Genomic DNA, 25619 nt, shown 5'->3' on the forward strand with positions numbered 1-25619 from the left:
GCGAAGTCGCTCGGCGCGGCCTGTTCCAACGCACGGCGATGGTCTCCGTAACGTACTGCGGCCACTGCCCATAGAACACATCGGCTCAACGGGTTCCGGTTCGGTCGGGAACATCGGCGCGGTGATCGGGAAGCTCCCAAGGATGTACCACTCCGTCCGCGCTCACCCCCTGGAAGGTGTAGGTGAACATGTTCGCGAGGAACGGTTCCGGCGACGCATTGCTGCTTTTACGTGATGCAAGCAAGGCCGCTCACGTCTGCGCTCGACGCCGGTGCAGCCGCGCCGCAAAATCTGCCCGTACGGCAGGGTCGGGATGGGCAGCACGTCGAAACACACGCCCGTTTCGTCGCGCCGATCCCCACCGGCTGAGGTCGGGCGCTCGGCGATCAGCGCCGCATGCGCGTCCGCCTGCATCGCCACCACGGATAGATCCGCGAGTTCGGCAACGTTATACAGGCGCACCCGGCGATGCTGTCAGCAAAGGCGGTGTCCGGCAGCCCCAACTCTGTGTAGAAATCGAAGCGAACGATGCGGCGCGTCCGCGAAGCCGGGGCCAAACTCCGAAGGTCGCCGGGATGCTGAGTATTCGCGTTCGCCGCAGACCTGGGGTCGAGCAAAGCTGAAATCGGCCACCGTGACGGTCTGCGGTTCGCTTTCCTGCGCGAAGGCGGGTGTCATTTATGCAGCAACGAGGTTCATACTCCCCCACATCGACGGCACAGCTGTCGATTCGTTGTGCCCGGCATTAAACGACAAACTTAATTCCATGGGACCAAAGCCGTAGGTAGGCTGAGCGTAGGCGCAGCGTCGTAGGCGCGTAAAGGGCGCACAGTCGTGGCCCCTACCTCAGATTCGACTGTTTTGCCGGATACGGCACTCAGGGCACCATTAACTGGAGCACTCACGGAAAAGTGAGCCTGGAGTCAGAAATTCGGATGTAAAATATTGTTTTGAGCGTCCTTTTTGGGGCGCCGAAACGGATCGACAACCTGGCATCTGTGGAAGAACTCAAACGGGTGGCTAAACGGTTCCTTTGTCGATGCATGGAACGGCGATGTTGCGATCTTTGACGAAGTCTGCTCTCCGGATTATCGCCTCGGAGATCGACTCTGGCGGACTTGAAACAAGCGATTCTGGCGTATCGTCAAAGTGTCCCCGACCTTAAAGGCCACCCTCGGCGACGCGATCGCGAAGGCGACAGTCGCCTACCGCTGAACGATGAGCGGCACCCACGGGGGCACGGGCAAACCCATCAGCGCGACCGGAATCACCATTCTGCATTTTCCGTGATGGCAAAGTGATTCGTGATGAATTTGAGTCCAGCAGCAAGAGCTTTGAAGAACAGGTTTCGTAGGAACGAGGCACACAATCAACCTCACCCCCGCCCCTCTCCTAGAGGAGAGGGATTGAGGGTGAGTTAACTCCCAAATAAAAACAGTTCACAGCCGACCGCACTAACTGTCGGCTGTGAACTGTAAACCTAGCCACTTCCCCTACGGGAACGCCGGACAGGTCTCGCCCTGTAATTGCATGACGCGTTCCGCAGGGGATGTACAGCATTCTGCACCAGCGTGCCCTGCATCCACATCTGACCCCGAACCACAGATTGCCCCCGCATCGCGTTCCTGACCGAGGATGCTGATCACGGTGGAGGCCGGGATCTGCGCGAACGGATTCGCGGCTAAGTCCGGCTGGTGCGCAGGTTGGTGTTCTGCGGCAAACCACGGCAGATGTAGCGCGGCGTCGGCGTGACCGAGGGCGTATCGGTGGCGGTGGAAGGTGGCCGTCGCCGTGTAGGTGGAGGTCGGCGTGTCACTGGCCGTCGGCGTGCTGGACGGTGTGAAGGTTGACGTGGGCGTATCGCTCGCGGTCGGCGTCGGCGAGGCGGTGGGCGTGCTGGACGGCGTGAACGGCGGTCGCGGTCGGCGTCGGCGAGGGGAAGAAGACCGCTTCCACGTCGGGCGCGTGAACCACGCCATCAGCAGAATATTGATGATCGCCACGCCGCCGATGCCCGCCAAGCGCGGTTGATGGCGCTGGCGCAGCGCGCGGATCTGCGACTCGATGCGGTTGACTTCCGAGCGCCGCCCCAGGATGTTGAACGGCTCATCGCGCATGGTTTGCAGCAGCGCCTGCGCCTCTTCGATGTCGCCATCTTCCACGGCGGCGACGGCGCGTTCAATATAGCGCGTGAGCAGATCATGACGACCGCGCGATGGCGGCTGTCCTGCGCATAATTCATCAGGCTGCTGAGCATGGAGCGCGCTTGCAGCAGTTCGTTATCGTAGTTCTGCGCGATATGCTGCGCCGCTCGTTCGACTACCTGCCGCGCCCGCTGCATATCGGCGGCGGAGGCGCGCGCAGTTGAGAGCATCTCGCCCATCGTCTGATCGCTCGGGTCGAGCTTCGCGCCGAGATCGAGCAGTGTCAGCGCCTCATTGGTGAGCGCCAACCGTTCCTCGACCGTGGAGGCTGACGACGCCCGGTTGAGCGCGGAATTCGCCTGATCGTGTATCTGGCTCTTCAGCCCGTTGAGGCGGTTATTGGTCTCCTGCGAGAGCGCCTGCAAGCGCGCGCTGTTCGGCAGCAACTGTCGCAGCCGCGCGACGATGTTGATGATGTTCTGGAGCTGCGCCACCTGATCGCTGAGCGAGCCGCCGAGCATGCTCAATTGGGCGTTCGCGCCTTCGGTATCGCCCTGAATGCGGCGGATTTTGTCGATGCGTTCTTCCGCCGAGGGATCGTTCGCCACCACGCGGAGCGCGCCTTCGTATTTGCGCAGCGCCTCGTTCCACTGGTCGTTCGCCATCAGGCGGTCGCCCTCGTTGATCATTTCGCGGGCGAGCGCGAGATCCTGAATATCCAGCAGCGCCTGTTCGGCGTCTTTCCACGAGAGGATGCCTGCGCGTTCCGCCAGATCCCGCGCTTCGCGGTACAGGCGTTCGGCTTCATCGTAGTTGCCCGCGCGCACCAACGAATTCGCGCGGTTATAGGAAACGCGTGCATCAAACGGGATGCGGTGATCCGGCACGACACCGCGAATCAGATTGTCCTCGGCCTTCTGGCGATACTCCGACGCGGTCGGGTTGCCTGCCTGAAAGCTCAGGACTTTGTTGGCGAGGTCGACCACGATCTGATAATCGCCTGCATAGTAGGCCTGCGTCATCTCGGAGAGCAGCGAGTCGACATCGCCGGAAGGCGCGGACGACAGGCGGCGCGGTTCCGAGCTGGCGGGCGGCATGGTTCCGGTCGCGCGCGGCGGCGGGACTGTGCTTGACGTATTCCCGCCATTCCCCGTGGGGATGCGCGGCATTTCTTCCTGCGTCTGGATGATCGGCCGCGACGGGGTAGACGTGGACGGTGGCGGTGGCGCGGGCGGCGGTGGCGGCGTGCGCACGACTCCGTGCCGCACAAACAGGTCATTGACGCGCTGCTGCGCCTGCGCGCTGTGGCGACCCGCGTCTTCCAGCAGGGCGATTACATCGCCGTCCAGCGGGTTCAAGCCCAAGGCTTCCGCGAGAATATCAATCGCTTCGTCGACGTCATCGTCGTCCCCCGCGATCTCGATGCGAATGCGGGCGCGCCGAATCAAGCCGCGCACCGTCGCAGCGACGGGTGAGGTCGGACTGCTCAGCCGCGCCAGTTCGGCAAATAACCCCTGTGCTGCCGATTCTAGCGGGGTGTTCTTGGCGTCCGAGAGCAGGGCGCGCGCCCGCCGTTCCAGATCGGTGATGGCTCCCGCTTCGGCATCTGGCGGTAAGTTTTGCACAGCCTGGCGTAATTCGTCTATGCGTTGTTGTAAATCGAGCATAGTGACTCCTATCAACCGATAGAAACTTACCGCATTTAACCTATCGTCACAAGATCGGATGCTGCCATGCCGTGAGATCATCAGATAACAGCACCCGTTTGGAGATGTAATTTTCTATATCCTCATAAGTTATATTCGTCACAACCGTTTCCCAACAAAATGTACTGGTCTCGTCAGGTGGGCTTGCGTTACTTTCTCTATACTGGAAGCTGCTGCCTCCCCTAAGGGAAGAAGGTGTCACCATACTTTTCATCTCATATTCCCGCCAAGACAGTGTGGTCGCGAAACAACTCCTAGCTGACTTGAGCGCGGCTAAATTCGAAGTGTGGATCGACGCCAAAGGGTTAAAGCCGGGAACCCGCGACTGGGAAGAGGCTATTCGCGAGGCAATCAAACAGTCTGACTGCGTGATTTTGGTCGCTTCACCGGATTCACGCCGATCAACATGTACGCGACGAATTAGCACTGGCGAAAGACAAAGAGATTATTCCTGTTTGGGTCAACGGCGAAAGTTGGGAAGATTCGATTCCGCTGGGGCATGGTTCGCGTCAGTTTGTTGACCTGCGTGGCAGCAAATACACTGAAGGCCTGCAACTCCTGATTGAGAGTGTTGTCTCAGGACGGATCTGCTACCTCATATCATCCGGCTCTTCCGGTCATCGCCGATGACTTTGTGCCCCTAACCCATATAAAGGACTACGTGCGTTTGAAGCTCAGATCACGCCTATTTCTTTGGACGCAACCTGCTTATCGATCAGTTGATCGATCGGCTGCGGGCAGCACCAAATTTTCTGGCTGTGATTGGCGCATCCGGCAGCGGGAAATCGAGCGTAGTCATGGCTGGTTTGCTTCCCCGCCTCAAAGCTGGCGCTCTCGCCGGCAGCGCCGATTGGGATTATATCGAACAGCTCAAACCCGGACGGCGCCCCCTGGACGAGTTGAGTATCGAACTGGCGAAAAGGCTGCATGTGAGCCAGTCCGAGATCGATCAGGATTTGCGCATGCCATCCAAGTTGGGGCTGCATCGCCTCGCCAAGCAGTTGACTCGCACCCGACTGGTCATCTACATCGACCAATTCGAGGAGTTGTTCACACAAACAGAAACCAGCGAAGATCGGCAGTTATTTGTCGATGGATCACGGCGGCCGCTCATGAGCCCGATAGTGTCGTGACCATCATCATCACCTTACGCGCCGACTTTGACGATCGTCCGCTGGAATATGCCGAGCTAGGTGCGCTAATCGAAACCCATGGCAAGCCGATTCTGCCCCTCACGTTAGCGGACTTATACGACGTTATCCTCCTACCTGCCGCTTTTGCCCAATGTGCGCCTCACTTTTGAACCGGGCTTGGTTGATGAAATGGTGTTCAACGTCCGCGGCGAGAGCGGCGCGCTGCCGCTGCTGCAATTCGCGCTCGACCAGTTATATCAACATCGTTCGGGCTTGCTCATCACTCGAACGGCCTACGCAGCACTGGGCGGCGTGCGTGGCGCGCTCACCAAACATGCTGAAGCAACTTATGCCGCGCTCAACGCCGATGAGCAAAAACTCGCCGAAACTCTGTTCGTGCGATTGATCGAGCCCGGAATGACGGAGCAAGAGACTACCCGCCGCCGCGCCTCAATCAGTGAGCTGCGTTTAAACACGGATACAGAGACCAACGCTCTGCGGGCTGTGGCAGAAACGTTCGTGCGGGCACGCTTGCTCGTCAAAGACGGCAGCGGAGATACAGCGACGGTTGAGGTCGCTCACGAAGCCCTGATTCGCGAATGGAGGACGCTCGCGGCGTGGGCAAAACGCGCCTCTGAGAACGCGGCCCTGATCAAGCTGCTGCGGTCGGAAACGGCGGAATGGTTGTATCGTGAGCGAACTCCTGATCGCTTACTGTTAGGTGCGCGGCTGGAGGAACTAGAAACGCTCATTGAGCAGATTCCGTTTTCAGCCGATGAACTCGAGTTTCTGCACGCCTCACGAGATAAGCAGAAGGAAACCGACTATGCGAGCAAGCTCACGGAATTAAAGGCTGAACAGCTTGAGCGTACAGAACGACGCGCGGCACTGGCGGTAAAACAAAAGTTACTCAAAAGCCGAAAACCGGGCATCTTGCCAGAATATCATCGGTGGTGGGGCTATGGCATTCAGCGTATCTGGCAGTGGGGTGGAGCACTCTGGCTTATCTATGGTATCGTTCTATTCTTACTGGCTTATCCGACTGATACCGCACCGTCGTGGCATTGGCCGACAGACATTGATGTATTAATTGCTTTTATCCTCCTCACTTTGATCACCAGCGTCTCGTGGTTGATTTTCTGGTGGTGGATCAGAAAGCAGCGAAAGATCGTCGAGACTGAACTAACACTAATCGATAAACTGTTGACTACCCTAAGCAGCGAAATTGCTCGCTTACAGCAAGAGCATCATTTAGACAATCCGCCAAGCGAAACGGTGCAGCCCGCCCTCCAAATTGTTAAACCCCAACGCTTCTACGGGGCATTAACCGCCGCCGCCTTTTTCTACTGCTTCATCACTATCAGCACGGTGATGATCTTCTTCGGGCCGTTCGTTTTGGCGCAGATTTTTCGACTGATGCTCATCTTCCAGATTGCACTGATACCAGCCAGTCTGCTCACCTTTAACCGATACATCATCGATGATGTTGTGATTCTGCTCAAAGACGCTCGTACTCTGTTGCGTGGGGTCATCCAGCGTGCGCGGGGTCAAACCCCAGTGGATACCAGCTACTATCTGGCGCGACGCATTATTCCCGATACTGAGCGTAACGCGAACATTCTGAAACTGCGGCTCGCCGGACTGCTATATTGCATCACCGCATTGCTCTGGTTTCTCTTCTTAACCGATCTACATGCGTCCTTTACATCGATCTTTTTATGGTTCGTCAGCGTAATGTTTGCCTGTTATGCTCCCTTCGGTCTCTATCCCTTTATCTTCAAAGAGTTGATGAGTATGCGCTCGTCAAAGTCAGTACCGTGAAACAAAGCTGCCTAGCAGATGATTGACATAAGAAGGTAAGTAGTTTTGTCACGCTGAAAAATCTACAAAAATCTGCTAAACTCCTGCGTCATCTTTGTTCAGAAATTCACAGGAAGTAACCTCATGCCGGATCACACTTCCGCTCGTCTTGTCGGTGATCACGGCGGTGATCAGCGCCATTTTTGCTGGAGTGGTGTTCAAACGCTGGTGGGCGGCGCGCTCGGACGGCAAACAGCGTCCGCATTTGCTGGCGTGGTCGATTGGTTTGGCGCTGTATTTCATCGGCGCGTTCGCGCAGGTCGTGCTGTCATTCGTGTGGAGCCCCACCTTTTTCGCGCTGTGGTACTGGTCGGGCGCGCTGGCCGTCGCGCCGTGGCTCGGTCAGGGACAGTCTACCTGCTGGTGCGGCGCGGCAGCATCGCCCGGAACATTCAAATGGCGCTCATCCTCATCTGCGCGATGACGCTGCCCTGGGCGCTCTTCCTCACGCCGATGAACGGCGACGCGTGGCGTCCGGCATCGATATGGTCACCATCATCAACGACGTGATGCAAAAGGGCGGCGTGCGCGGTTTCGTCCCGGTGATGAACATCTGGGGGACGCTGGCGCTCGTCGGCGGCGCGATCTATTCGGCGTGGCTGTTCCGGCGTAAGAACATCATGGCCAACCGCGCCTATGGTAACTGGTTGATCGCCGCGGGCGGTCTGTTCCCGGCGCTCGGCGGCGCGCTCATCCGCCTCAACCTGACTGAACTCAAATACGCGGGCGAGATGATCGGCGTGATTCTGATTTTCATCGGCTTCTGGCTGACCGTGAATGTGCCGGAAGACGCCAAAACGCCCAAGCACCGCAAAGCCGCCGAGGGCACGTCCGCATGATGATCAGCGTCGAACTCTACCTGTTTCTGCGGCAGGCGCATTATTTCGTCAGCCGCGGGATGCTCCTCATCGGCTTGATCGGCTTTGTTGTGGCGATCTACATCGGCTTAATTCGGCATGGCGACGTGACGCCGTGGTTTCGGCGGGCAGTGTATGCCGTCGCCGCGCTGACTGTGGTCGAAGCGAGCATGGGCGCGCTCATGTATTTTGGCATCAACGCGCGCCCACATGACGAAGTGCACCTGATCTACGGCCTCGGCGCGATTCTCTCGCTGCCGTTCTTCATCTTTGTGGAGAAAACGGCCACCAAACGCCCGGCGATGGGCAGCTATATCTGGGGCTTTGCGCTGATCGCCGCGATCACCGTGCGCAGCATCATGACGGGCGCGGCGGGGTAAATACGGCCTCCCCTTCTTTGAGTTGACTCTATAGGGCAGCGAGGAAATCGAAGGGAGGCGCTTGCTCCTCCCCGCAATGCTCAAAGTAAACTACCGAATGTTCTTGTGTTAGGGCAGACCGATGTGTCTGCCCGGTTGTGAGCGCGCACACAGGTGCGCCCCTACATCCGTTCGTGGATTTTTTTCGAGAACCTAATTTGGTCCATTACCGACCAACTCAGAAACATCTCGCAGCTTGAACACACACTTCATCGCAGCCCGCTCAGTTTCTGTGACAATCTACTCTGTGGACTGATCGCTTATTGCCATCAACCCGAGAAACCCTTGCTTCACCTTGACGCTTGCCAATTTGAAGCCAATGCTTATCCGTAACTGCCGTTTTCCAGAATGTCCCGCTTCTGCTTGACGACCGCCAACGTGCGCTTGAGCAGTCGTAGTTTCGCTTGCGCTGGCCGTTCCTCGCTCAATTGCAGGCCCGCATCCTTCACCCGGTACCGCTGCTGCCTGCTTATAGATTAAGCCTGGTGTCAGCTTGAGGTCGCGCTCGATCTTGACGACGCCCTGCTTGGCTTCCGCTACCATCCCCAGCACATCTCGTTTGAACTCATTCGTGTCTTTCTTGTAACCTATCGCACACCTCACGCTCAGCCTAACGGACATTTCCGGTGTCCGCCAAATTGGGGTAAGGTCATTGAAGTCAAAAAGTACGCTGGCTCGATACCGTCTTCACCATCGGATAACCTCATTTAGGAGTCAGGTTGAAACCTGCTGCCCGCAGACTCGCCTCTCCTCAGTCTGCCGATCATCCCCTATAATCGAGAGTGATAGAAATACGCGGATTAGAGGCGCACCCATGTTAGACAAGCTGGCGGACATCGAGACACGGTACGAAGAACTCGAACGGCTGTTGAGCGACCCCGAGGTGATGAACGACTACACCAAGATCGCCGAATACAGCAAAGAACGCTCCAATTTGCAGGAGATCGTCGATGCATTCCGCCTGTACAAAGGTCAGATCGATGAGCTGGAAGGCGCGCGCCTCATGGTCGCCGACGAAACCGACCCCGATCTGCTGGCGATGGCGGGCGAAGAAGTCGCGCAGCTCGAAGCCAGCACTGACAAGCTCTACGAAGAACTGAAAGTCATGCTGCTGCCCAAAGATCCCCGCGATGAGAAGAACGTCATTATGGAAATCCGCGCGGGCGCGGGCGGTGATGAATCCGGCCTGTTCGCGGCGGATCTGTTCCGCATGTACAGCTATTATGCGACGGCGCGCAACTGGAAGATCGACGTGATCGACCAGAGCGATACGGGCGTCGGTGGTTTCAAGGAAATCAAGTTTGAGATCCGCGGCAAGGGCGCGTTCAGCCGTCTGAAATTTGAGAGCGGCGTGCACCGCGTGCAGCGCGTGCCCGAAACCGAATCGCAGGGGCGCGTGCACACCAGCACCGTGACCGTCGCCGTGCTCGCGGAGATGGACGAAGTCGACGTGGCGCTCAACATGAACGATGTGCGCGTGGACGTGTATCGCAGCGGCGGCGCGGGCGGCCAGTCAGTCAACACCACCGACTCGGCGGTGCGCTTCACGCACATCCCGACCGGCATCGTCGTCGCGGTGCAGGACGAACGCAGCCAATTGCAGAACAAAGAGAAGGCCAAGGCCATTCTTATCGCGCGGCTGTACGAAATCGAAGTCGAACGGCAGCGCAGCGCGCAGGAGAACGAACGTCGGAGTCAGGTGGGCACGGGCGACCGCTCGGAGAAGATCCGCACGTACAACTACCCGCAGAACCGCGTGACCGATCACCGCATCAACCTGACCAGCTACAACCTCCCGGCGGTCATGGAAGGCGGCATCGACGAGTTCATCGACGAGCTGATCACGCGCGATCAGGCGGAAAAGCTGGCGGCAGGCGAAAGCATCGCCTAGAACACAGGACTGAGGACTGAGGGTCGAGGACTGAGCGCACGCGATCTGCTATCGCTGATCTTTCTCAGTCCCCAGTCCTTAGTCCTTTTTTACTGTCCTTCGATCCACTCGGCGATGGTGGTGATGACGCCGCCGTCTACGTGACCGGGCGTTTGATATTCGGCGGGCGTGGATGCGCCCGTGCCGGGCATGAGCAGGTGATTCAGCGTTGGGAACGCCTCGAAACTCACGTCTTCCCGCGCGCCTAAACCCGCCTGCCACAGCGCGAGATCGTCTTCGACTGTCACCTGATAATCGCGTTCCCCTTGAATGAAGAGCATCGGCATCTCCAGCTCGACAGCGGTCGCGACCGGATCATAGCCTTGCAAATCGAGGTAGTAGATCGGACGCGAGCCGAACAACATCGTCGGATCGTCGGCGTCTTCTTCGGTCAGCGTGTTGATCACGTTGGCGAGGTTGTCGAGGATACTCAGCGTGACGACATCACTCGCTCCAGAGAGCGAGAGCAGATAGGCATATTGATCGCGAATCGCATCCTGAAGCGACCGCGCCAGCGGAGCTAGGTAGATCAAACCGGCGATGTCGCTGGCCTGCGCGGCGATGCGCGGCAGGATATACCCGCCAAGGCTATGTCCCGCGATGTAAATCCGCTCCGGGTCAACGCCCTCGGTATTCCGCAGCAGTTCGAGCGCCGCGAGCGCATCTTCGGTGTATTCCTGATCGATGGTGAAGCTCGCAAGGTCAAGCTCATTCGCGTAGATAGTCGGGCGCTTGGGGAAACGCAGCACAGCGACTCCCTGCGTCGCCAGCCCCCATGCGAGGTCGAGGAACGGCTTGTTTGGACCGACTGTCTCATCTTCATCATTTGTGCCCGAACCGGACAGCAAAATGATCGCCGGGAAGGGGCCAGCGCCGTTCGGCAGGCTGAGCGTAGCGGAAAGCGGGAAATCGCCGCCTTGGTTAATCGTCAGTTCGGTTTCGGTAAACGCTGACTCATCAGCATAGGGCGGGGGTTCAAAGGTCGGCACTTCTGCCGCCTGATAGGTCGAGGGGGTGAACTGCAAGCCGCTGATTTTGCCCTCGGCGTCATAGGTCACGCGTAGATCGAGCATGATGAGTTCAAATTGCAGATGCAGCACAGCGGTGTTGGTATCGGCGAGGTATTCGGTTGCCGCCACCGATTGGAACGCGCCGACCTGCTGCACCACGCTGTCCCACCCCTGCTGGAGCTGTTCGACGGTCAGCGCCGCCTGTACCTGCGCGGTGAACTGCTCGTATATGCCCGCGAAATCGCCGTTGTTCAGTTGATCGAGTACTACCTGAGCTTGCGTGACAACCGGTTCTTCGGTCGCGTCTTGCGCGAACACCCCGAAGGGCAGCGCCAACAGCAGCAGCGCCAGCGTCACCACGATAAGCCGTTTCATACGTCCTCCTGAAAGTCTTTGCCAGATGCAAAGACGCCAAAATAAAAACGCACCGCCATTATAGCCGTGCGTCTTTGAAGATGGGTGTTTTTTCGCCCGGATTTGACGAATCTTTGACCTGCCGAGTCCGCCCCCCCCGGCCCCTCCCCGAATTCAGAGAGGGGAGCCAACATTGCTCGCAACGTCTCCCCTCTCACGAATGCGAGGGGCAACGGCACAGCGCGTCATGTCCCTCTCCACCCGGAGAGGGACGGCTTGCGCAGCAAGCAGGGTGGGGTCAACTCAATCAGCCGCTGCCAGCGCGGCTGTGCGACGCCACTTCGGTGATGATGCCTTCGGTCGAGCCATTGCGGATCGCCAGCTTGACTTCGCCGATGGCGCACGTCACCTGAATATCACGCGGGCAGGCGGGCGTGCAGTTGTAGATCGTGCGGCAGCGCCATACGCCGTTCGGCTGGGACAGCACGTCGAGGCGTTCTTTCGCGCCTTCGTCGCGCGTGTCGAAGATGAAGCGGTGCGCCTGCACAATCGCTGCCAGGGCCGACGTATTCGCCGTTCGACCAGTAGGACGGGCACGAGGTGGTGCAGCACGCGCACAGAATGCACTTGGTCGTGTCGTCGAACTTCTCGCGGTCTTCCTGCGTTTGCAGTCGTTCGCGGCCGTTGGCGGGCAGCGCGGTGTCGTTGATGAAGAATGGCATCACGCGCTTGTAGTTGTCGAAGAACGGCTCCATGTCGACCACAAGGTCTTTGAGCACGGGTAGACCGAGGATCGGCTCAATCTGAATCTTAACCGGCTTGTCGCCGTCGATGAATTCGCGCGCCAGCACCTTACAGGCCAGCCGGTTGACGCCGTTGATGCGCATCGCGTCGGAACCGCAAATGCCGTGCGCGCACGCGCGGCGCAGCGTGAGCGTACCATCCTGCTCCCACTTGATGCGGTGGAGCAGTTCGAGCACGCGGTCGTTCGCCTCGACTTCGCTCAGGGTGAATTCCTGAAAGTACGGGCGCTGCTTGGTCGGGTCTTCCGGGTTAAACCGCCGGATACGGAAAGTCACATTCATGAGTATGTTCACCTCTCATCGATTGAGGACTGAGGACTGAGGACTGAGGACTGAGGACTGAATATCTGCGGCTTACCGCGCCCTTCACTCAGTCCTTTCACCTCAGTCCTCAGTCCTGACTTCTTTAGTACGTTCTGACCTTGGGTTTGAAGCGTTCGTCCTGCTCCGCCAGCGACATATCGACCTTCTTGTCGCAGTTGACGATCGGGTTCTGCGCGCCCTTGGCATACACTTCTTCGCTGGCCGGTTTGGTCAGCAGGGAATGCACGAGCCAGTTTTCGTCGTCGCGCTTCGGGTAATCCTCACGGCTGTGACCGCCACGGCTTTCGGTACGGTTCAGCGCGCTGATGGTCGTCAGTTCCGCCAAGTCGAGCAGGCAGCCCAGCTCCCACGCTTCGACGAGGTCAGTGTTGAACTTCTGTCCCTTGTCGTCGATGTGGATGTCGGTGTTGTAGCGGTGCTTGAGTTCACGCAGTGTCTCCAACGCGGCCTTCATGCCTTTTTCTTCACGGAACACGCCGACATCGGCCATCATCGTTTTCTGCATGATCTGGCGCAGTTCGCCGGGGCGGGTCTTGCCCTGACTGCTGCGAATACGTTCGAATTCCGCGGTGACTTCTTTTTCCGGCGACGCAGGCAGCGGCACAAAATCCGCCTTCTTGACGTATTCGGCAATCGCCTTGCCGCCGCGCCGACCGAACACGATGAGGTCGACCAGCGAGTTCGTGCCGAGGCGGTTCGCGCCGTGGCAGCTCACGCAGGCACATTCGCCCGCCGCGTACAAGCCGGGGATGACCGTCCAGTTTTCATCGCTGACCGCGGCACCGTCCACGTTGGTCGGAATGCCGCCCATCGCATAGTGCGCCGTCGGCTGAATCGGCATCGGTTCCTTGACCGGATCGACGCCGAGATACACGCGGCAGAATTCGAGAATGTCGGGCAGCTTCTTCTCGACATCTTCTTCGGTGATGCGGCGCGTCTCGCCCGCTTCCGCGAGGTAGCGGTTGACCGTCGCCGGAGTCACGTCAAGGTAGACGTAGTCCTTGCCCTTGATGCCGTTGCCGTCGCGAATTTCCAGATAGATCGAACGGCTGACCACGTCACGGCTGGCAAGGTCTTTGATGTTCGGCGCGTACTTTTCCATGAAGCGCTCGCCGCGCCCGTTGATTAGCACGCCGCCTTCACCGCGCACGCCTTCGGTGATGAGGATGCGCATCTTGTAAATGCCGGTGGGGTGAATCTGATAGAACTCGAGGTCTTGCAGCGGGACGTTGCGGCGATAAACGACCGCCGCGCCGTCGCCCGTCAGGCTGTGCGCGTTGCTCGTCACCGACCACACGCCCCCAACCACCCGTCGCGAACAGCGTCGCTTTGCTGTGGAAAATGTGCAGTTCGCCCGTGCCGAGTTCCAGCGCGATCACGCCGACGACCGTTTCGCCGTTGCGGATCAAGTCGACCACGTGGAATTCGTCGAAGAACGTCACATTATGCTTGATGCACTGTTGGTACAGCGTCTGCAAAATCATGTGACCAGTCCGGTCGGCGGCATGCGCCGCGCGCCGCACCGGGGCTTTGCCGAAGTTGCTGGTGTGACCGCCGAACCGGCGCTGGCTGATCTTGCCGTCGTCCGTGCGGTCGAAGGGCAGGCCCATGTGTTCCAGTTCGATCACGGCGTCGATGGCTTCTTCGGTCAACACCTTGACCGCATTCTGATCCGCCAGATAGTCGCCGCCTTTGACCGTGTCATAGGCGTGCCACAGCGGGCTGTCTTCTTCCAGATTACCGAGCGCCGCGCCAATGCCGCCCTGCGCCGTGCCCGTGTGACTCCGGGTGGGATACAACTTGCTGATCACGGCGACTTTTGCGCCGCCTTTAGTGGCGTACAGGGCAGCCATCAAACCCGCGCCACCCGCCCCGACGATCAGCGCTTCGTATTGATGTGTCTTCATAGAATGACCTTTAACTCTGATCCCTAATGTCGTTCGCTTAAGTTAAAGTTAAAGTCGAAAGTTAAAAGTCAGCGTTGTGCCCTTTAACCTTTAACTTTCAACTTTCGACAGGTCATTCGCCTACATGCAGCAGGCCGAGATTTTCGGCGGCTTGCGTCGCGGCGCGGACAGCATCCATTTCAATCGAGCCGATGAGCGCCAGACCGCCGACCGTGAGCAGCACCACCCCGGCGATGATGCACAGGATGACCGCCGCGCGGCGGAACAAAGCACTGCTCTGCGTGTAATCGGTCAGCACGTAGCGCAGACCGTTGAAGCCGTGCAGTGTCACCAGCGCCAGCAGCGCGATATCATAGATGCGCCACAGGGCGATGGGACCGAGCAGGTAACCCCAGCGCTCCGCCACATATTCCACCGCCGTGCCGGATTCGTTGATGCCATTGGCGAGCGTGTTAGCCGCGTCGGCGACGATGGGCACACCGGCCACGCTTGCGCCAGCGACCGTAATGTCGAACACGCCTTGAATGATGTGGGCAATCGCCAGATGACCGAAGACGAGCGGGACGATGATCAAACCGCTTAAGCGCATGAACGCCCACCAGAAGCGTTCAACCGGCGCTCCGGGGCCTTTACTGACGCGCCCGGGCTTCTGATTGCCCGACACCAGACCGATCAACGCGGAAGCGAGGATGGCGACAATCGCCGCGCCGGCAATGCCGACCGCGAATGGCAGTTGTTCCGCCAGCACTTCGGTGATGGGCAGCACCACGCGCCCGGACGAATAGAATTCGAGCACGTGCGTGAACATCAACAGGAAGACGGGGATGAGAATGATCACCGTGCCGCCGAGGACAAACCATGCGGCGCGCGCCTGATGCTTCCACAGAACCGGACGCGCATCAAAAATGGCGATGCGCAGGCCGTTCAAGGCATGGTAGACCACCGCGGCCACGAGGCCAAATTCGCCGATGGTGAACAGCGGGCTCTGGTACGCGGCAATGGCTTTGACATACAGTTCCGGGTAGAAGACCGCCCACGACGTGTCGATGACGTGCAGTGTCAGGAATAGGACGACGCCTAACCCTGAAAGACGGTGGAGTACCCAACTCCACTGACCGATACCGCCGCGATACCGCAGCGTCTCCGTGACGGTGTAGACTAACGAGGTCAAGGTGAATAGCTCCTCATGAACAGTGGTATTTTTCGAGGTGGCGGCTTGTGGTCCAGCGATGCCGCCGAACGCGGCTTGCACTACGGCATGATATGCGGGGGATTATAGCACCTGCCTCAGTGAGAGCAAAAAACAAACCGTTCAATTTTCATTAAATTTAGTAAATTCTAAACGTTGTGAACGTAGCTTTCGCTAGCGCGACTTCCCCGTGAGCCTGACGGTGCCGGAACCCCGCGGTTTTTCATGACATTTTTCATGGATTTTTCGTGAGTCCCCCGGTCTGGTTCATCCACAATCACCCTATAATGACTTAGGCACGAACCTGTATTTATCTAAAAGTGAATAGCCGGAAGAAAGCACATGAAACGACTCATTCTGCTCGTTACGCTGATGCTCGTCCTCTTCGCCGCTACGGCCGTCCCCACCTTCGCGGATGGCAGTGTGTTTTTCAGCGGCACGCTCGATATTTCCAGTCCCGCCATGGTCGATCGCCCGGACTACTGCGGTGGTCTGTCCGGGGGCTCTGGCCCGTTCTACTACACCACGCAAACCGTCAATGTGGCCGACGCCGCCGGGTGGGGTTTCTACGATTTCTACAGTTGGGTCGACATCGTCGTCATCATCTACCCCGAAGGCGGGTTTGATCCGTTGAATCCGCTGGCCAACTGCGTCGCTGTGCTGGACGAGGCCGATCAAGGGCTGCCGCTCGCACCGGGGAACTATACGTTTGTGACCACCAGCTACAGCGATGGCGACTCGGGCGAGTATGAGTTCGCCTTCGGGTATCCCGGTCTGGCTGGCGGGGGTGGTTGGTTAGATATCCTGCCGGATGGTCGCCCCGACGATGATGGCAACGGCTGCACGCAGATCGCGAATGATCCCGACGGTTATCTCTACGATTATGAGGAATTTACGCCGGAGATCAGCGGCGTGTATACCTACTACGATCTTTACGAAGAAGAAGAAACGATCGACATCTGGTTCAGCATCTATCAGGGGGGCTTTGAACCGGTCGACCCGCTGGCGAACTGCCTCGCCAACTTTGACGACGACGGCCAGATCTATTTGCAGGCGGGTGTGACCTATACCATCATGATCTCCACGCTTGAACCCGGCGAGCCGTGTGGTTGCTATGGGGAGGGTTTTGCCTTCCTCTTCATGACGCTGGGCAGCGGTTCCGCTTCCGTCGATGCGTGCATTTACCCGCTGCCGACCAACGCGGTCGTGTATCAGATTCCGGCGGGCGCGCCCGTGTTCTACCAGCCGGATCTCGCGACGCAGCTCCCATGGGCGCTCCCGGCGGGGACGTGGTACATCACCGACTTCAGCGGCGACTTCGCGCATGTGTGGATTGCGTGTAACGCCCAGCAGATCTGGGTGCCGACCAACGCGGTGTATATCCCCCAGTAACGCGGTGTACGACCTGCAACTCGCCTCTCCGCACGGAGGGGCGAGTTAGGGTGAGGTCAACAGACTCTCGATTTTGAAGTGATCGCCTGTGCAGTATGCCCGCTACGACGCATTGGAGCACGAATGCGCTTGCTCGACGTATTGACGCGCATCGTCGACGCTGCTGAATATATGGATGGCGTGCGGTTTACCGAGCACCGCGATCATGTGCACGGCTTGCTGCATGTGGGGTTCGCTGGCGACAAACAGCAGTTCTTTGACCTGAGGTAACTGTGAGGCTTCGGCGAATTCGACGCGCGCGGTCGTCCCAATGAACGAAACATGGCTGAGATCGATGAGCGCGGAGAACGTGGAGGGCTGCCCTTGCGCATAGCGCCGCAGCGAATTCATCCAGCGTCGCGCGTCATTCTTGTGAATTTCTCCGTACAGACCGACTGAAAACATCATGGCGCTTGCACTATCTAATCGATTTCATGTCTGTTTACCAATATAAACGAAAGAAGCGTAAATTTTAAGTTAAGATTTTCAAACAGAATCTACCAATTTTTATTTATACACAAGCTATATCGACGACCAAATGATCGCAGAGCGCCACGCCACGGTGCATACGTGGTTTTTCGCGACCCCGCGCCTGACGGTTCCTCCTAACTGGAGGGCAACTCTCAAGTCTGTAGGCGCGACTCCCTCCGTATACTCGATAGTACACGGTCGGCGATTCGCTCAGGCAGCGGGAGTGACAGGCATGCACGTACTGGTCATTGGCGGCGCGGGGATGTTGGGACGCGCGCTCGCTCGTTTGCTCCACCAGGCAGGTCATCGGGTGACGAGCTTTGATTTGCTGCCCTGTCCGGACAGCGGCGTGACCTCGCTGAGTGGCGATGTGCGTGATGTCGAGGATTTGCTGGCCGCCTGCGCGGGCATGGATGCCGTGATCCAGACCGTAGCCTATGTCAATCAACTACCCACGCGTCAACCGCTCATGTATGACATCAATGTGCTCGGCGTGCTGCAGACCATTGACGCGTGCCGGGCGAACCACGTACCGCGGCTCATCTACACGGGCTCGATTGACGCGGTGTTTGACGGCACGCCGATCCGCGCTGGCGATGAAAGGCTGCCGTATCCGGCGCAGCATCTCGATTACTACAGCGAGACGAAAATGCTCGGCGAACAGGCAGTGATCGCCGCCAACAGCGAGCAGCTCGCCACCTGTTCGCTGCGCATGGCGGGGCTGTATGGCGAACACGACAAGCACCGCTTCCCGAATGTCATTCCCATGGTCGACCGCTCGGGACGCTTTACACGCATCGGCGACGGGCGCGCGCGCTTCAATCACGTCTATATCGACAATGCGGCCTATGCGTTTGTGCTGGCCGTCGAACGCTTAGACATCGGCAGCCCGCTCGCCGGGCAGTGCTACTTCATCACCGACCACGCGCCGGATAATTTCTTCGATTTCTTCGAGCGCTACCTCACCGCGCTCAACCTCACTTATCAGACGACCACGCTCCCGGCGGGCGCAGCCCAAATCCTCGCGCAAGGCAGCGAACTCACCTACAAGCTGTCGGGCGGCAAGGGCAAGCCCCCCGTCCTCAGCCGCTACACGGTCGCCGCGACCAGCCGCGATTTCTGGTTCAATCACGACAAAGCCGCCCGCGATTTCGGCTATGCGCCGATCATCAGCGCGGAGGAAGCGTTCGAGCGCACGCTGGCCTGGGCGCGGGGGACGCTGATCAGCGGGCACTGACGACCGCCACTCCGCCGCCGACTTCTGCTCAACAGCCAGTTTCATATGCGTTATTCAGCATGACTTGATGCCGATGGTTAGGCAGGACTCATCTGATCGGGTATGATCGGCGCTGGTGGTGAGAGCAGCGATCGGCACAGGCATGATTCCCGAAACGACCGTCATCGGCAACCGGTATCGACTTCACGAGCGCCTGGGCGCAGGGGGGATGGGTGCGGTCTTCCGCGCGGAAGACCGGCTGACGGGGCAGATGCTGGCGCTCAAGCGCGTTTCGCTGCCCGACGCCCCCGAAGAGGACACGCTCGATCATCTGCGCGTCGCCCTCTCGCATGAATTTCGCACGCTGGCCTCGCTGCGCCACCCTAACATCATCAGCGTGATCGATTACGGCTTCCGACGCGCAGCGCTCGCCCTACTTCACGATGGATCTGCCGCGGACGCGCGCACGCTGACCTCGCCGGGCTCGGCGCCCCGCCGTCGGAGCAGGCGCGGCTGCTGGCGGAAACGCTGCGCGCGCTCGCTTACCTGCATCGGCGCGGCGTCATTCACCGCGACCTGAAGCCGGGGAATGTACTGGTTGAACCGAGCGGGCGCGTCAAAGTGCTGGATTTCGGCCTCGCGCTCGAAAAGAACATGCCGAACGACAATACCACCGGCATGACCGGGACGCTCGCCTACCTCGCGCCGGAATTGCTGACCGATTCTTCTCCGTCGATCCTCTCCGACCTGTATTCGGTCGGCGTGATGGCGTACGAGATGTTCGTCGGTCAGTTCCCGTATAACATGAAGAACGCCGCGCAGCTCATCAGCCAGATTTACAGCCACATCCCGGATGTCTCGCCGCTCCCCGAAAAGATCGGCGCGGTGCTGGCGCGGCTGCTGGTCAAAAAACCGGAAGCCCGCTTCCAAACGGCGGATCACGCGCTGGCAGCGCTGGTCGAAGCGGTCACCGAGCCGCTGCCGCCGGAAAGCCTCGAAATCCGCGAAAGCTACATCCGCGCGTCGACCTTCGTCGGACGGGAAGAAGAAATGACGCTGCTCAGTCAGGCGCTCGATACTGCGTTTGGCGGAGTGGGATCAGCGTGGCTGGTCGGCGGCGAATCCGGCGTGGGCAAGTCGCGCCTGCTGGAAGAACTGCGCATTCAGGCGCTCGTCAAAGGGGCGCTGGTGCTGCGCGGGCAGCTTTCCCAACCGAGCACGCCCTATGAACTGTGGCGCGAGATTGTCCGCCGACTGGTGCTGAGCACGCCGCTCAGTGACTTGGAAGCGGGCGTGCTGCGCGCCATCGTGCCCGATATCGGCGCGCTGCTGGGGCGCACGCCGCCCGAAGCGCCGCCGCTCGATGGCCGGGCTTCGCATCAACGCCTCGTACTGACCATCGCCGACATGATTCTGCGCCAGACGCAGCCCGTGCTGCTCCTGCTCGAAGATTTGCAGTGGGCGGAAGAAAGCCTCGACGTGCTGGAACAACTGCTGACCTTCGCCAGCGAACGGTCGTGGCTGATCATCGGCTCGTACCGCGACGACGAAGCGCCCAAACTACCGGAACAGATCGCCGGGGCGCGCGTGGTCAAGCTGGCGCAGCTGAGCGACGCCGAGATCGCGACGCTGAGCGAGGCGATGCTCGGCGAAGCGGGTAAGCAGGAATTTGTGCTCGACCTGATCAAGAAAGAGACCGAGGGCAACACCTTCTTCATCACGGAAGTCGTGCGCGTGCTCCTCGACGAATCCGGCGGCATGAGTGAAGTCGGGCGCGCAACGCTGCCCAAGAGCGTAATCGCAGGCGGCATTCAGGATGTGGTGCGGCGGCGCATGCTGCGCGTGCCCGCGTGGGCGCGTCCGGCACTGCGGCAGGCGGCGGTGGCCGGGCGAGATCAACCTTAGGCTGCTGCCCGCGCTCGGCGTGACCGATGTCGAAGCGTGGCTGACCGCCTGCGCCAACGCCGCGGTGATCGAGGTGGCGGATGGCGCGTGGCGCTTCGCGCACGATAAGCTGCGCCTGTTCCTGCTCAAAGAGATCGCGCCGGACGACTTCAAAACGATCAACCGCCAGATCGCCGAAGGCATCGAAGTGACCTATAAAGACGATCCGGCCTATGCCGAACGGCTGACCGAACACTGGCGGCAGGCGGGCGAACCGGGCAAGGCGTTCACGTATGCGCTGCGGGCGGGCGAATACCTCATCCGCTTGACGGCGGAATACGACCGCGCCGAACGGCTGCTGCATCTCGCGCTGCACTTCGACCTTGACCGAACCCGCGTATTCGCGCTGCTCGGCGAGGCCGCGCTGCGCCGCGGTCAGTTTGACCTAGCGACGGATCATTATCAGGTGGCGCTGACGGGCGCGGACGCCCCATGCGCACGCGCATCTACAACGGCCTGAGCGAAATCATGCGCCACAAAAGCGAATGGGAACTCGCGACGCAGTACGCGCAGCAAGCGCTCGATCTCGCGCGGCAGCAGACCGATATCGCGAACGAAGCCACCAGCCTGAGCAACATCGGCAGCGTGCTCGTCCTGCGCGGCGACTTCAAAGGCGCGAAAGAAGTCTACGAGCAGGCACTGGCGATCCAAACGGAGCGCGGCGACCGGGCGGCCGTGCTCGGCAACCTTGGCATCACGCTCTACGGCCTGAGCGAATACCAGCCCGCGATCAAGCTGCAAGAGGAGAGCCTCGATCTCTACCGCGAAGTTGGCAACCGCCGCGGTATCGCGCTGACCTACAACCGCCTCGCGACCGCCTACTATCAATTGGGCGAATTCGACCGCGCGCGCAGTTACTACGAAGACAGCCTCGGCATCATGCGCGTGATCGGCGATCCGATTGGCATGTACGACTGCCTCAACAACCTCGGCATGCTGCACTATGGCCGTGGACGCTACGAAGAAGCGGAGACGCGCTTCGGCGAGGCGCTGCGCGTCGCCCGGCAGTTGGGCGACAGCATCCGCGCGGCGCGGGCGCTCAACAACCTCGGCGCGAGCCTCAAAGAGCTCGGGCGCTACGGCGACGCCCGCGCCCACATGGAAGAAGCGATCAGCATCAATCGCGCGCGCAACGACGAACGCGAACTGGCCTATGCGCTCAACAGCCTTGGCGATTTGCTCGTGGCGCAGGGACGGCACGCCAATGCGCGCGCCGCCTACGAGGAGAGTCTCGCGCTCGCTGTGCGGCTGGATGACCGTATCATCCGCTCGATTAATCTGGCGTCGCTCGGGCTGATTCACGCGCGCTTTGGCGGCTATCGCGCGGCTTATCTGGTTTTGGCGGAAGCGCTGCGGATCGCGCTGGACACGAAGACCAAGCCGCGGATGGCGCATGTGCTGCTCAACACCGCGCGGGTGCTGCATCAGCAGGGGCGCGACCGCCGCGCGGCAGAGATTGGCGGGGTGATCGAGACGCTCGGCACGCTGGAAGGCGAGCACGACCCGACCTATCAACAGCTCAAGCAGGAGGTACGCCGCGAAACCGAGTGGTGGAGCAAAGGGCGCGCCGCCGACCCGGAAACCGCGATTGCCGACCTTATCGCCGAATTGGAGGCGTGATCAGCGTGGCAGTTACTTGATCAAAGGTAGTGAGCGCTAACGGTTGATCAACTTCCAGAATTCATCATGGGCAATCTCGCGGAAGCCACTGGGATTTACGACCCAAGCACGACTCTGTCCATAGACCAACAAGCGCTCATGGCGTTCACTTTTGAGAAGCTGCGCAACTTCCTTGAGCAGATAGTGATCGCGGGCTTCAAAGCGTCCTTTTACCTCAACCCATACGTTCAAATCGGGCAGGTGAAAATCGACCAGATAACCGCCGTCGCCCAAAGCTTCCGACTCATACACCCAGCGATAGCCTTTTTCCTCTAGCTGAGCTGCAAAGCGGATCTCCAATTGGGAACGCATTTGCACTCCTTTGAAGATCCCCGGGCGCGCCCCTGGACGTCGCCCCGCACCATGCGCTGGTAGTTCTGATTGCGCTATAGGGTCTTTGCCCTGAGCACGCAGTTTTTCCGCCCGTGCCGCCTGTTTTTCAGCTTCCTTCTGTTTGCGTCGTTCTGCGGCTAGGTACTCTTTCACCTGCTTGTTATGGCGATCAATTATTCTGTCATCGACCCAACAAGGATGAAACCCGGAACATGTCCATACAAGATTCGGATGCTGCATTGGTTCAGCATTGAGCAGTACCAACACCTGATCAATCAAGTGCTTGAGGTTAGTCTGATACTCACGCTCACTGTCACTTTTCGCCCAGCTAGAGTCAATGCGCCAGAGGTTATGGGATAAAGAATTCCGTTCCCGTGCGCGCTTTCCGCGCTGTTGCAACATGTATCGAGGAATGGTTTCGAAACCTGGAGTGAAGATTTTAAGCTGACGCTTAAGCGAACGGCGAGCTCCCCTTGTGAACACGACAAAGAAGCTTCTTGAACTGAACTGTAGTCGTTCCGCAAGATTCTCTGTTGGAGGAACAAGCTTTATCGGATGATTCTTCAATTGGAGCGGCGTACACGTGATGTGGAGCGATGCTTGAGTGAACTTCCCTACCAATTCGCCAACCGCAAGCACACGTTCGCGACAGCCAATCAGATGAACTGCGTCATCAGGGATATCAAGTGAGGTTGTATAAACCTCAGTTTTTGGGAGCGAGGCCAAGTCAGGCGAGTCTGTGAAAGTGAACGTGATCTTCATCTAGGTTTAGGCTGACTCCGCCACATCCTGGTCAGCAGCGGCGAGATTAATCGCCGTGGGAATCACTTTTGTCTCCATAATTTCCCATGAAGGATGACGCTGTTTGAGCATAGCCACAGCCGCTTGATGATCAGGCAGATCCAGACCGCGCGCCGTGTAACGGATCGCATATGACCAAGCGGCAGTGACCAACGCAGCATCGGTCGGTTTCGGGGTGATCACAACATAGAAGAAATTGGTAACTTTGCCATAAGGTTGCAACATGAAAATACGATCCATGAGGTTGAGTGCTCCATCAAAGGCTTCGCTTTACTCCTATACATATTAATATGCTTTTGAAGCTTGTTCCGTAAATGAGCAAGAATAAACTCTAGTCAGCCTCATTACCGAATTGGAGGCGTGATCAGCGTGGCAGCTTACCCCAGACGAGCTTATCGGTGAGGATGCGGATCGTCATGGGGCGATCCACGCTGATCTGACACGAAAGCCGCGGATAGCCGCCCGCCTTCGCCAGTTTGTCATGCCAGTGGATCGGCTCGGGTTCATCCGCCTCGAACTGCACGCCGCAGGTCGCGCACAGGCCGCGCCCGCCGCAGTTGACGGAACGCGTGACCGCGCCATAGGGAGAAATGCCAGCTTCCAGCAGCGCGCGCCGCAAATTCGCGCCCGCAGGCACGGATAAGCGGCGCGTTTCGTCGTCGATCAGAATGGTGAGTTCGTGCGTGTGCGTCATGGAATCCAGTCTGCGCTCAACAATAGCCAGCAGCGGACACGCGATTGCGCGTCCCCACCCATATCGATTGTCACAGGATAGCGGATTTACCCGCCCAAACCAATCAGCACCCGCATGTAGGGTGCGGAGGTCGGACGCAAGCCCAATTCTTCCGGCTCGACGCTGAGATCACCTTGCCACCCGCCCGCGGGCTGCCACTGCCAGCCGATCTGCGCGCCGATCATTGGGCGGAACGAGCGGCTGAAGGGGATGCGGACTTCGAGGCCAACGCCCGCGACGAGGTTCGCGCCGCCCGAGCCTAGACTCACGCCGCGCGACGTGTTGTTCTTGGGGCGCACGCTGACGCCGGAACCGCGCCCGCCCACACCCACCAGCGGATACACGCGCAGCCACGCGGAATCGATGAGCAGCCAACCGAACACGCCGAAGCCCCGCCCGAGCCCACGCTGCTGATCAAGCAGGCGTCTTCCGCCGTGCTGCCGCCGCCTTCGCCCTGACCGCCAACCACCAGTCGCCCGATTTGGCTGTAGCCACCACCACCGATGGCCACGTTCAGGTCACTGTCCGGCGCGGGGTAGCCGTGCTGGCGCAGCCCACTGCCCATCGCGACATAGTCTTCGAAGCCATTACTGCCCACCGCGAGGTAGCCGGTCACGCCGGAACGCTTAGTTTTGGTTGTCAGGAGCAGTTTGATCAAGCCCTTAATGATGGTGAACGCGAGCATAGCAACTCCTTGTGATTTTTGGAACAAGTGTAACGCGCTCTCGTTCCTGTGCCAATTTGTAGTATCCTTAAGGGGTGATGGAGAGGGTGTAAGGCAATGGACATTCTTGGTGTTGGTGGTTGGGAACTGCTCGCGATCCTGCTGATTATGGTAGTTGTGGCTGGCCCGAAACGCATGATCGCGTGGTCGTATCAATTAGGGCGCTACGTCGGGGTCATCCGCAAAATGTGGGTCGAAACCGCCAAGCAGTTGCAAAAGGAATTCGATGCGGCGGGGTGGATGAAAGTTCCGCAGGAACTCCCCACGCGTCAGAGCATCGCCAAAGAGATCAGGCGCCGCCGCCCCGCTCACCAAGCCGCTCGAAGAGACGATGCAAGAGCTCAAGGTCACCGCCGCCGATGTGCGCCAGCCGCTCACGCCGCTCAAGCCCGCGGATATCAAAGCCCCCCGCGCCCAAATCGATCAGCGCCCCGCCGCCACCCGCCGAAGCGAATGGCAACGGCACGGGCAGCAGCGCCGATTTCGGCACATGGTCCAGCGGCGACAGCGAACAGCAATAAGCCGTTCCTCAACTGATAAGTAAAAACGGACGAGAAGCCTCTCGTCCGTTTTGTCGTTCCTCAAGTTGTGCAGACGCCCACGGGCGCTGGATCTCAGCCCGCGGCGAGCTGAATGACCTGCCCCGTGCCCGGTTCGCTGTAGGCCGCGTT

Annotated in this window: 23 protein-coding genes and 5 pseudogenes; 16 read left to right on the forward strand and 12 right to left on the reverse strand. The window is 59.3% G+C overall.

The window, feature by feature from the left end:
• The first annotated feature begins 231 nt into the window (after positions 1-231).
• Entirely contained in the window at positions 232-369 is a 138-nt protein-coding gene (locus tag IPK17_RS22110) for a hypothetical protein (RefSeq protein ID WP_343419870.1), read from the forward strand.
• Positions 370-1978: 1609 nt separating this feature from the next.
• Here the strand turns inward: IPK17_RS22110 and IPK17_RS22115 are convergent.
• Positions 1979-3811, reverse strand: a complete 1833-nt coding sequence (locus IPK17_RS22115; protein ID WP_343419871.1) for a tetratricopeptide repeat protein — start codon at positions 3809-3811, stop codon at positions 1979-1981.
• A gap of 251 nt (positions 3812-4062) precedes the next feature.
• Here IPK17_RS22115 and IPK17_RS40695 point away from each other — a divergent pair, with 251 nt between their 5' ends.
• From IPK17_RS40695 to IPK17_RS22145, 7 genes and pseudogenes are all read left to right on the forward strand, one after another.
• A complete protein-coding gene (locus tag IPK17_RS40695; protein ID WP_350341654.1) occupies positions 4063-4371 on the forward strand; it encodes a toll/interleukin-1 receptor domain-containing protein in 309 nt (102 codons plus the stop codon).
• Positions 4372-4551: 180 nt separating this feature from the next.
• Positions 4552-5153: pseudogene (locus tag IPK17_RS22120) on the forward strand (nSTAND1 domain-containing NTPase); the annotation flags it as partial.
• Positions 5154-5160: 7 nt separating this feature from the next.
• The gene (locus tag IPK17_RS22125) at positions 5161-6804 is read left to right on the forward strand and encodes an nSTAND1 domain-containing NTPase (protein WP_343419872.1); all 1644 of its coding nucleotides are present in this window, start codon (positions 5161-5163) and stop codon (positions 6802-6804) included.
• 94 nt (positions 6805-6898) lie between these two features.
• Positions 6899-7267, forward strand: coding sequence for a hypothetical protein (locus tag IPK17_RS22130; RefSeq protein ID WP_343419873.1), 369 nt, complete (start codon positions 6899-6901; stop codon positions 7265-7267).
• A 43-nt stretch (positions 7268-7310) separates the two neighbouring features.
• A complete protein-coding gene (locus IPK17_RS22135; protein WP_343419874.1) occupies positions 7311-7682 on the forward strand; it encodes a hypothetical protein in 372 nt (123 codons plus the stop codon).
• Entirely contained in the window at positions 7679-8080 is a 402-nt protein-coding gene (locus tag IPK17_RS22140) for a hypothetical protein (RefSeq protein WP_343417348.1), read from the forward strand. Before IPK17_RS22135 ends, IPK17_RS22140 begins: the two co-directional genes overlap by 4 nt.
• A gap of 192 nt (positions 8081-8272) precedes the next feature.
• Positions 8273-8452, forward strand: a pseudogene (locus IPK17_RS22145) (IS982 family transposase); the annotation flags it as partial.
• On the opposite strand, the gene IPK17_RS22150 reads toward IPK17_RS22145, so the two are convergent.
• Positions 8443-8568 carry a hypothetical protein gene (locus IPK17_RS22150; RefSeq protein ID WP_343417347.1) on the reverse strand — a complete coding sequence of 42 codons (126 nt, stop codon included), beginning with the start codon at positions 8566-8568 and terminating at the stop codon, positions 8443-8445. The pseudogene IPK17_RS22145 and the gene IPK17_RS22150 overlap by 10 nt on opposite strands.
• A gap of 365 nt (positions 8569-8933) precedes the next feature.
• Between IPK17_RS22150 and prfA the strand changes: the two genes are divergently transcribed.
• Complete coding sequence (gene prfA, locus IPK17_RS22155) at positions 8934-10010, forward strand: peptide chain release factor 1 (RefSeq protein WP_343419875.1); 1077 nt, start codon at positions 8934-8936, stop codon at positions 10008-10010.
• Between the two features lie 89 nt (positions 10011-10099).
• Here prfA and IPK17_RS22160 read toward each other — a convergent pair whose 3' ends face one another.
• From IPK17_RS22160 to sdhC, 4 genes and pseudogenes are all read right to left on the reverse strand, one after another.
• A complete protein-coding gene (locus IPK17_RS22160; protein ID WP_343419876.1) occupies positions 10100-11434 on the reverse strand; it encodes an alpha/beta hydrolase in 1335 nt (444 codons plus the stop codon).
• Between the two features lie 286 nt (positions 11435-11720).
• Positions 11721-12498: pseudogene (locus IPK17_RS22165) on the reverse strand (succinate dehydrogenase iron-sulfur subunit).
• Between the two features lie 124 nt (positions 12499-12622).
• Positions 12623-14447, reverse strand: a pseudogene (gene sdhA, locus IPK17_RS41115) (succinate dehydrogenase flavoprotein subunit).
• A gap of 112 nt (positions 14448-14559) precedes the next feature.
• Positions 14560-15618, reverse strand: coding sequence for a succinate dehydrogenase, cytochrome b556 subunit (gene sdhC, locus IPK17_RS22180; protein WP_343419877.1), 1059 nt, complete (start codon positions 15616-15618; stop codon positions 14560-14562).
• A 360-nt stretch (positions 15619-15978) separates the two neighbouring features.
• On the opposite strand from sdhC, the gene IPK17_RS22185 reads away from it, so the two are divergent.
• Positions 15979-17028, forward strand: a complete 1050-nt coding sequence (locus IPK17_RS22185; RefSeq protein ID WP_343419878.1) for a hypothetical protein — start codon at positions 15979-15981, stop codon at positions 17026-17028.
• Positions 17029-17130: 102 nt separating this feature from the next.
• Here IPK17_RS22185 and IPK17_RS22190 read toward each other — a convergent pair whose 3' ends face one another.
• Positions 17131-17475, reverse strand: a complete 345-nt coding sequence (locus tag IPK17_RS22190; protein ID WP_343419879.1) for an STAS domain-containing protein — start codon at positions 17473-17475, stop codon at positions 17131-17133.
• Between the two features lie 295 nt (positions 17476-17770).
• On the opposite strand from IPK17_RS22190, the gene IPK17_RS22195 reads away from it, so the two are divergent.
• The 5 genes and pseudogenes from IPK17_RS22195 (at position 17771) to IPK17_RS22215 (ending at position 22318) form a co-directional block, all read left to right on the forward strand.
• On the forward strand, positions 17771-18775 hold the full coding sequence (locus IPK17_RS22195) for an NAD-dependent epimerase/dehydratase family protein (RefSeq protein WP_343419880.1): 1005 nt from the start codon (positions 17771-17773) through the stop codon (positions 18773-18775).
• 142 nt (positions 18776-18917) lie between these two features.
• Positions 18918-19163: pseudogene (locus tag IPK17_RS22200) on the forward strand (protein kinase domain-containing protein); the annotation flags it as partial.
• A gap of 38 nt (positions 19164-19201) precedes the next feature.
• Positions 19202-20659, forward strand: a complete 1458-nt coding sequence (locus IPK17_RS22205; RefSeq protein WP_343419890.1) for a BREX system ATP-binding domain-containing protein — start codon at positions 19202-19204, stop codon at positions 20657-20659.
• Between the two features lie 19 nt (positions 20660-20678).
• Positions 20679-21158 (forward strand): hypothetical protein, encoded by a 480-nt coding sequence (locus IPK17_RS22210; RefSeq protein WP_343419881.1) that lies wholly within the window; start codon positions 20679-20681, stop codon positions 21156-21158.
• Positions 21131-22318: a tetratricopeptide repeat protein gene (locus IPK17_RS22215; RefSeq protein WP_343419882.1), complete on the forward strand. Its 1188-nt coding sequence runs from the start codon at positions 21131-21133 to the stop codon at positions 22316-22318. The genes IPK17_RS22210 and IPK17_RS22215 overlap by 28 nt, the downstream gene beginning before the upstream one ends.
• A 36-nt stretch (positions 22319-22354) precedes the next feature.
• Here the strand turns inward: IPK17_RS22215 and IPK17_RS22220 are convergent, their stop codons facing one another.
• The 5 genes from IPK17_RS22220 to IPK17_RS22240 all read right to left on the reverse strand — a co-directional run bounded on the left by IPK17_RS22220 (position 22355) and on the right by IPK17_RS22240 (position 24909).
• Positions 22355-23452 carry a PDDEXK family nuclease gene (locus IPK17_RS22220; protein WP_343419883.1) on the reverse strand — a complete coding sequence of 366 codons (1098 nt, stop codon included), beginning with the start codon at positions 23450-23452 and terminating at the stop codon, positions 22355-22357.
• 6 nt (positions 23453-23458) lie between these two features.
• Positions 23459-23731, reverse strand: a complete 273-nt coding sequence (locus IPK17_RS22225) for a hypothetical protein (RefSeq protein ID WP_343419884.1) — start codon at positions 23729-23731, stop codon at positions 23459-23461.
• A gap of 124 nt (positions 23732-23855) precedes the next feature.
• On the reverse strand, positions 23856-24185 hold the full coding sequence (locus IPK17_RS22230) for a 2Fe-2S iron-sulfur cluster-binding protein (protein WP_343419885.1): 330 nt from the start codon (positions 24183-24185) through the stop codon (positions 23856-23858).
• Between the two features lie 86 nt (positions 24186-24271).
• On the reverse strand, positions 24272-24523 hold the full coding sequence (locus IPK17_RS22235) for a hypothetical protein (RefSeq protein ID WP_343419886.1): 252 nt from the start codon (positions 24521-24523) through the stop codon (positions 24272-24274).
• The gene (locus IPK17_RS22240) at positions 24490-24909 is read right to left on the reverse strand and encodes a hypothetical protein (RefSeq protein WP_343419887.1); all 420 of its coding nucleotides are present in this window, start codon (positions 24907-24909) and stop codon (positions 24490-24492) included. The genes IPK17_RS22235 and IPK17_RS22240 overlap by 34 nt, the downstream gene beginning before the upstream one ends.
• A 96-nt stretch (positions 24910-25005) precedes the next feature.
• On the opposite strand from IPK17_RS22240, the gene IPK17_RS22245 reads away from it, so the two are divergent.
• Positions 25006-25485 (forward strand): Sec-independent protein translocase subunit TatA/TatB, encoded by a 480-nt coding sequence (locus IPK17_RS22245; RefSeq protein WP_343419888.1) that lies wholly within the window; start codon positions 25006-25008, stop codon positions 25483-25485.
• Positions 25486-25619: the final 134 nt, after the last annotated feature.

It is taken from the genome of Candidatus Flexifilum breve (genome assembly GCF_016713355.1).

What these genes read in the sequence shown, in the direction of transcription:
- IPK17_RS22225 (WP_343419884.1), bottom strand. Translation starts at nt 23,731, where the DNA reads ATGGATCGTATTTTCATGTTGCAACCTTATGGCAAAGTTACCAATTTC.
- IPK17_RS22220 (WP_343419883.1), bottom strand. Translation starts at nt 23,452, where the DNA reads ATGAAGATCACGTTCACTTTCACAGACTCGCCTGACTTGGCCTCGCTC.
- IPK17_RS22140 (WP_343417348.1), top strand. Translation starts at nt 7,679, where the DNA reads ATGATGATCAGCGTCGAACTCTACCTGTTTCTGCGGCAGGCGCATTAT.
- prfA (WP_343419875.1), top strand. Translation starts at nt 8,934, where the DNA reads ATGTTAGACAAGCTGGCGGACATCGAGACACGGTACGAAGAACTCGAA.
- IPK17_RS22230 (WP_343419885.1), bottom strand. Translation starts at nt 24,185, where the DNA reads ATGACGCACACGCACGAACTCACCATTCTGATCGACGACGAAACGCGC.
- IPK17_RS22195 (WP_343419880.1), top strand. Translation starts at nt 17,771, where the DNA reads ATGCACGTACTGGTCATTGGCGGCGCGGGGATGTTGGGACGCGCGCTC.
- IPK17_RS22115 (WP_343419871.1), bottom strand. Translation starts at nt 3,811, where the DNA reads ATGCTCGATTTACAACAACGCATAGACGAATTACGCCAGGCTGTGCAA.
- IPK17_RS22185 (WP_343419878.1), top strand. Translation starts at nt 15,979, where the DNA reads ATGAAACGACTCATTCTGCTCGTTACGCTGATGCTCGTCCTCTTCGCC.
- IPK17_RS22160 (WP_343419876.1), bottom strand. Translation starts at nt 11,434, where the DNA reads ATGAAACGGCTTATCGTGGTGACGCTGGCGCTGCTGCTGTTGGCGCTG.
- IPK17_RS22240 (WP_343419887.1), bottom strand. Translation starts at nt 24,909, where the DNA reads ATGCTCGCGTTCACCATCATTAAGGGCTTGATCAAACTGCTCCTGACA.
- IPK17_RS22215 (WP_343419882.1), top strand. Translation starts at nt 21,131, where the DNA reads ATGCGCACGCGCATCTACAACGGCCTGAGCGAAATCATGCGCCACAAA.
- IPK17_RS22245 (WP_343419888.1), top strand. Translation starts at nt 25,006, where the DNA reads ATGGACATTCTTGGTGTTGGTGGTTGGGAACTGCTCGCGATCCTGCTG.
- IPK17_RS22190 (WP_343419879.1), bottom strand. Translation starts at nt 17,475, where the DNA reads ATGATGTTTTCAGTCGGTCTGTACGGAGAAATTCACAAGAATGACGCG.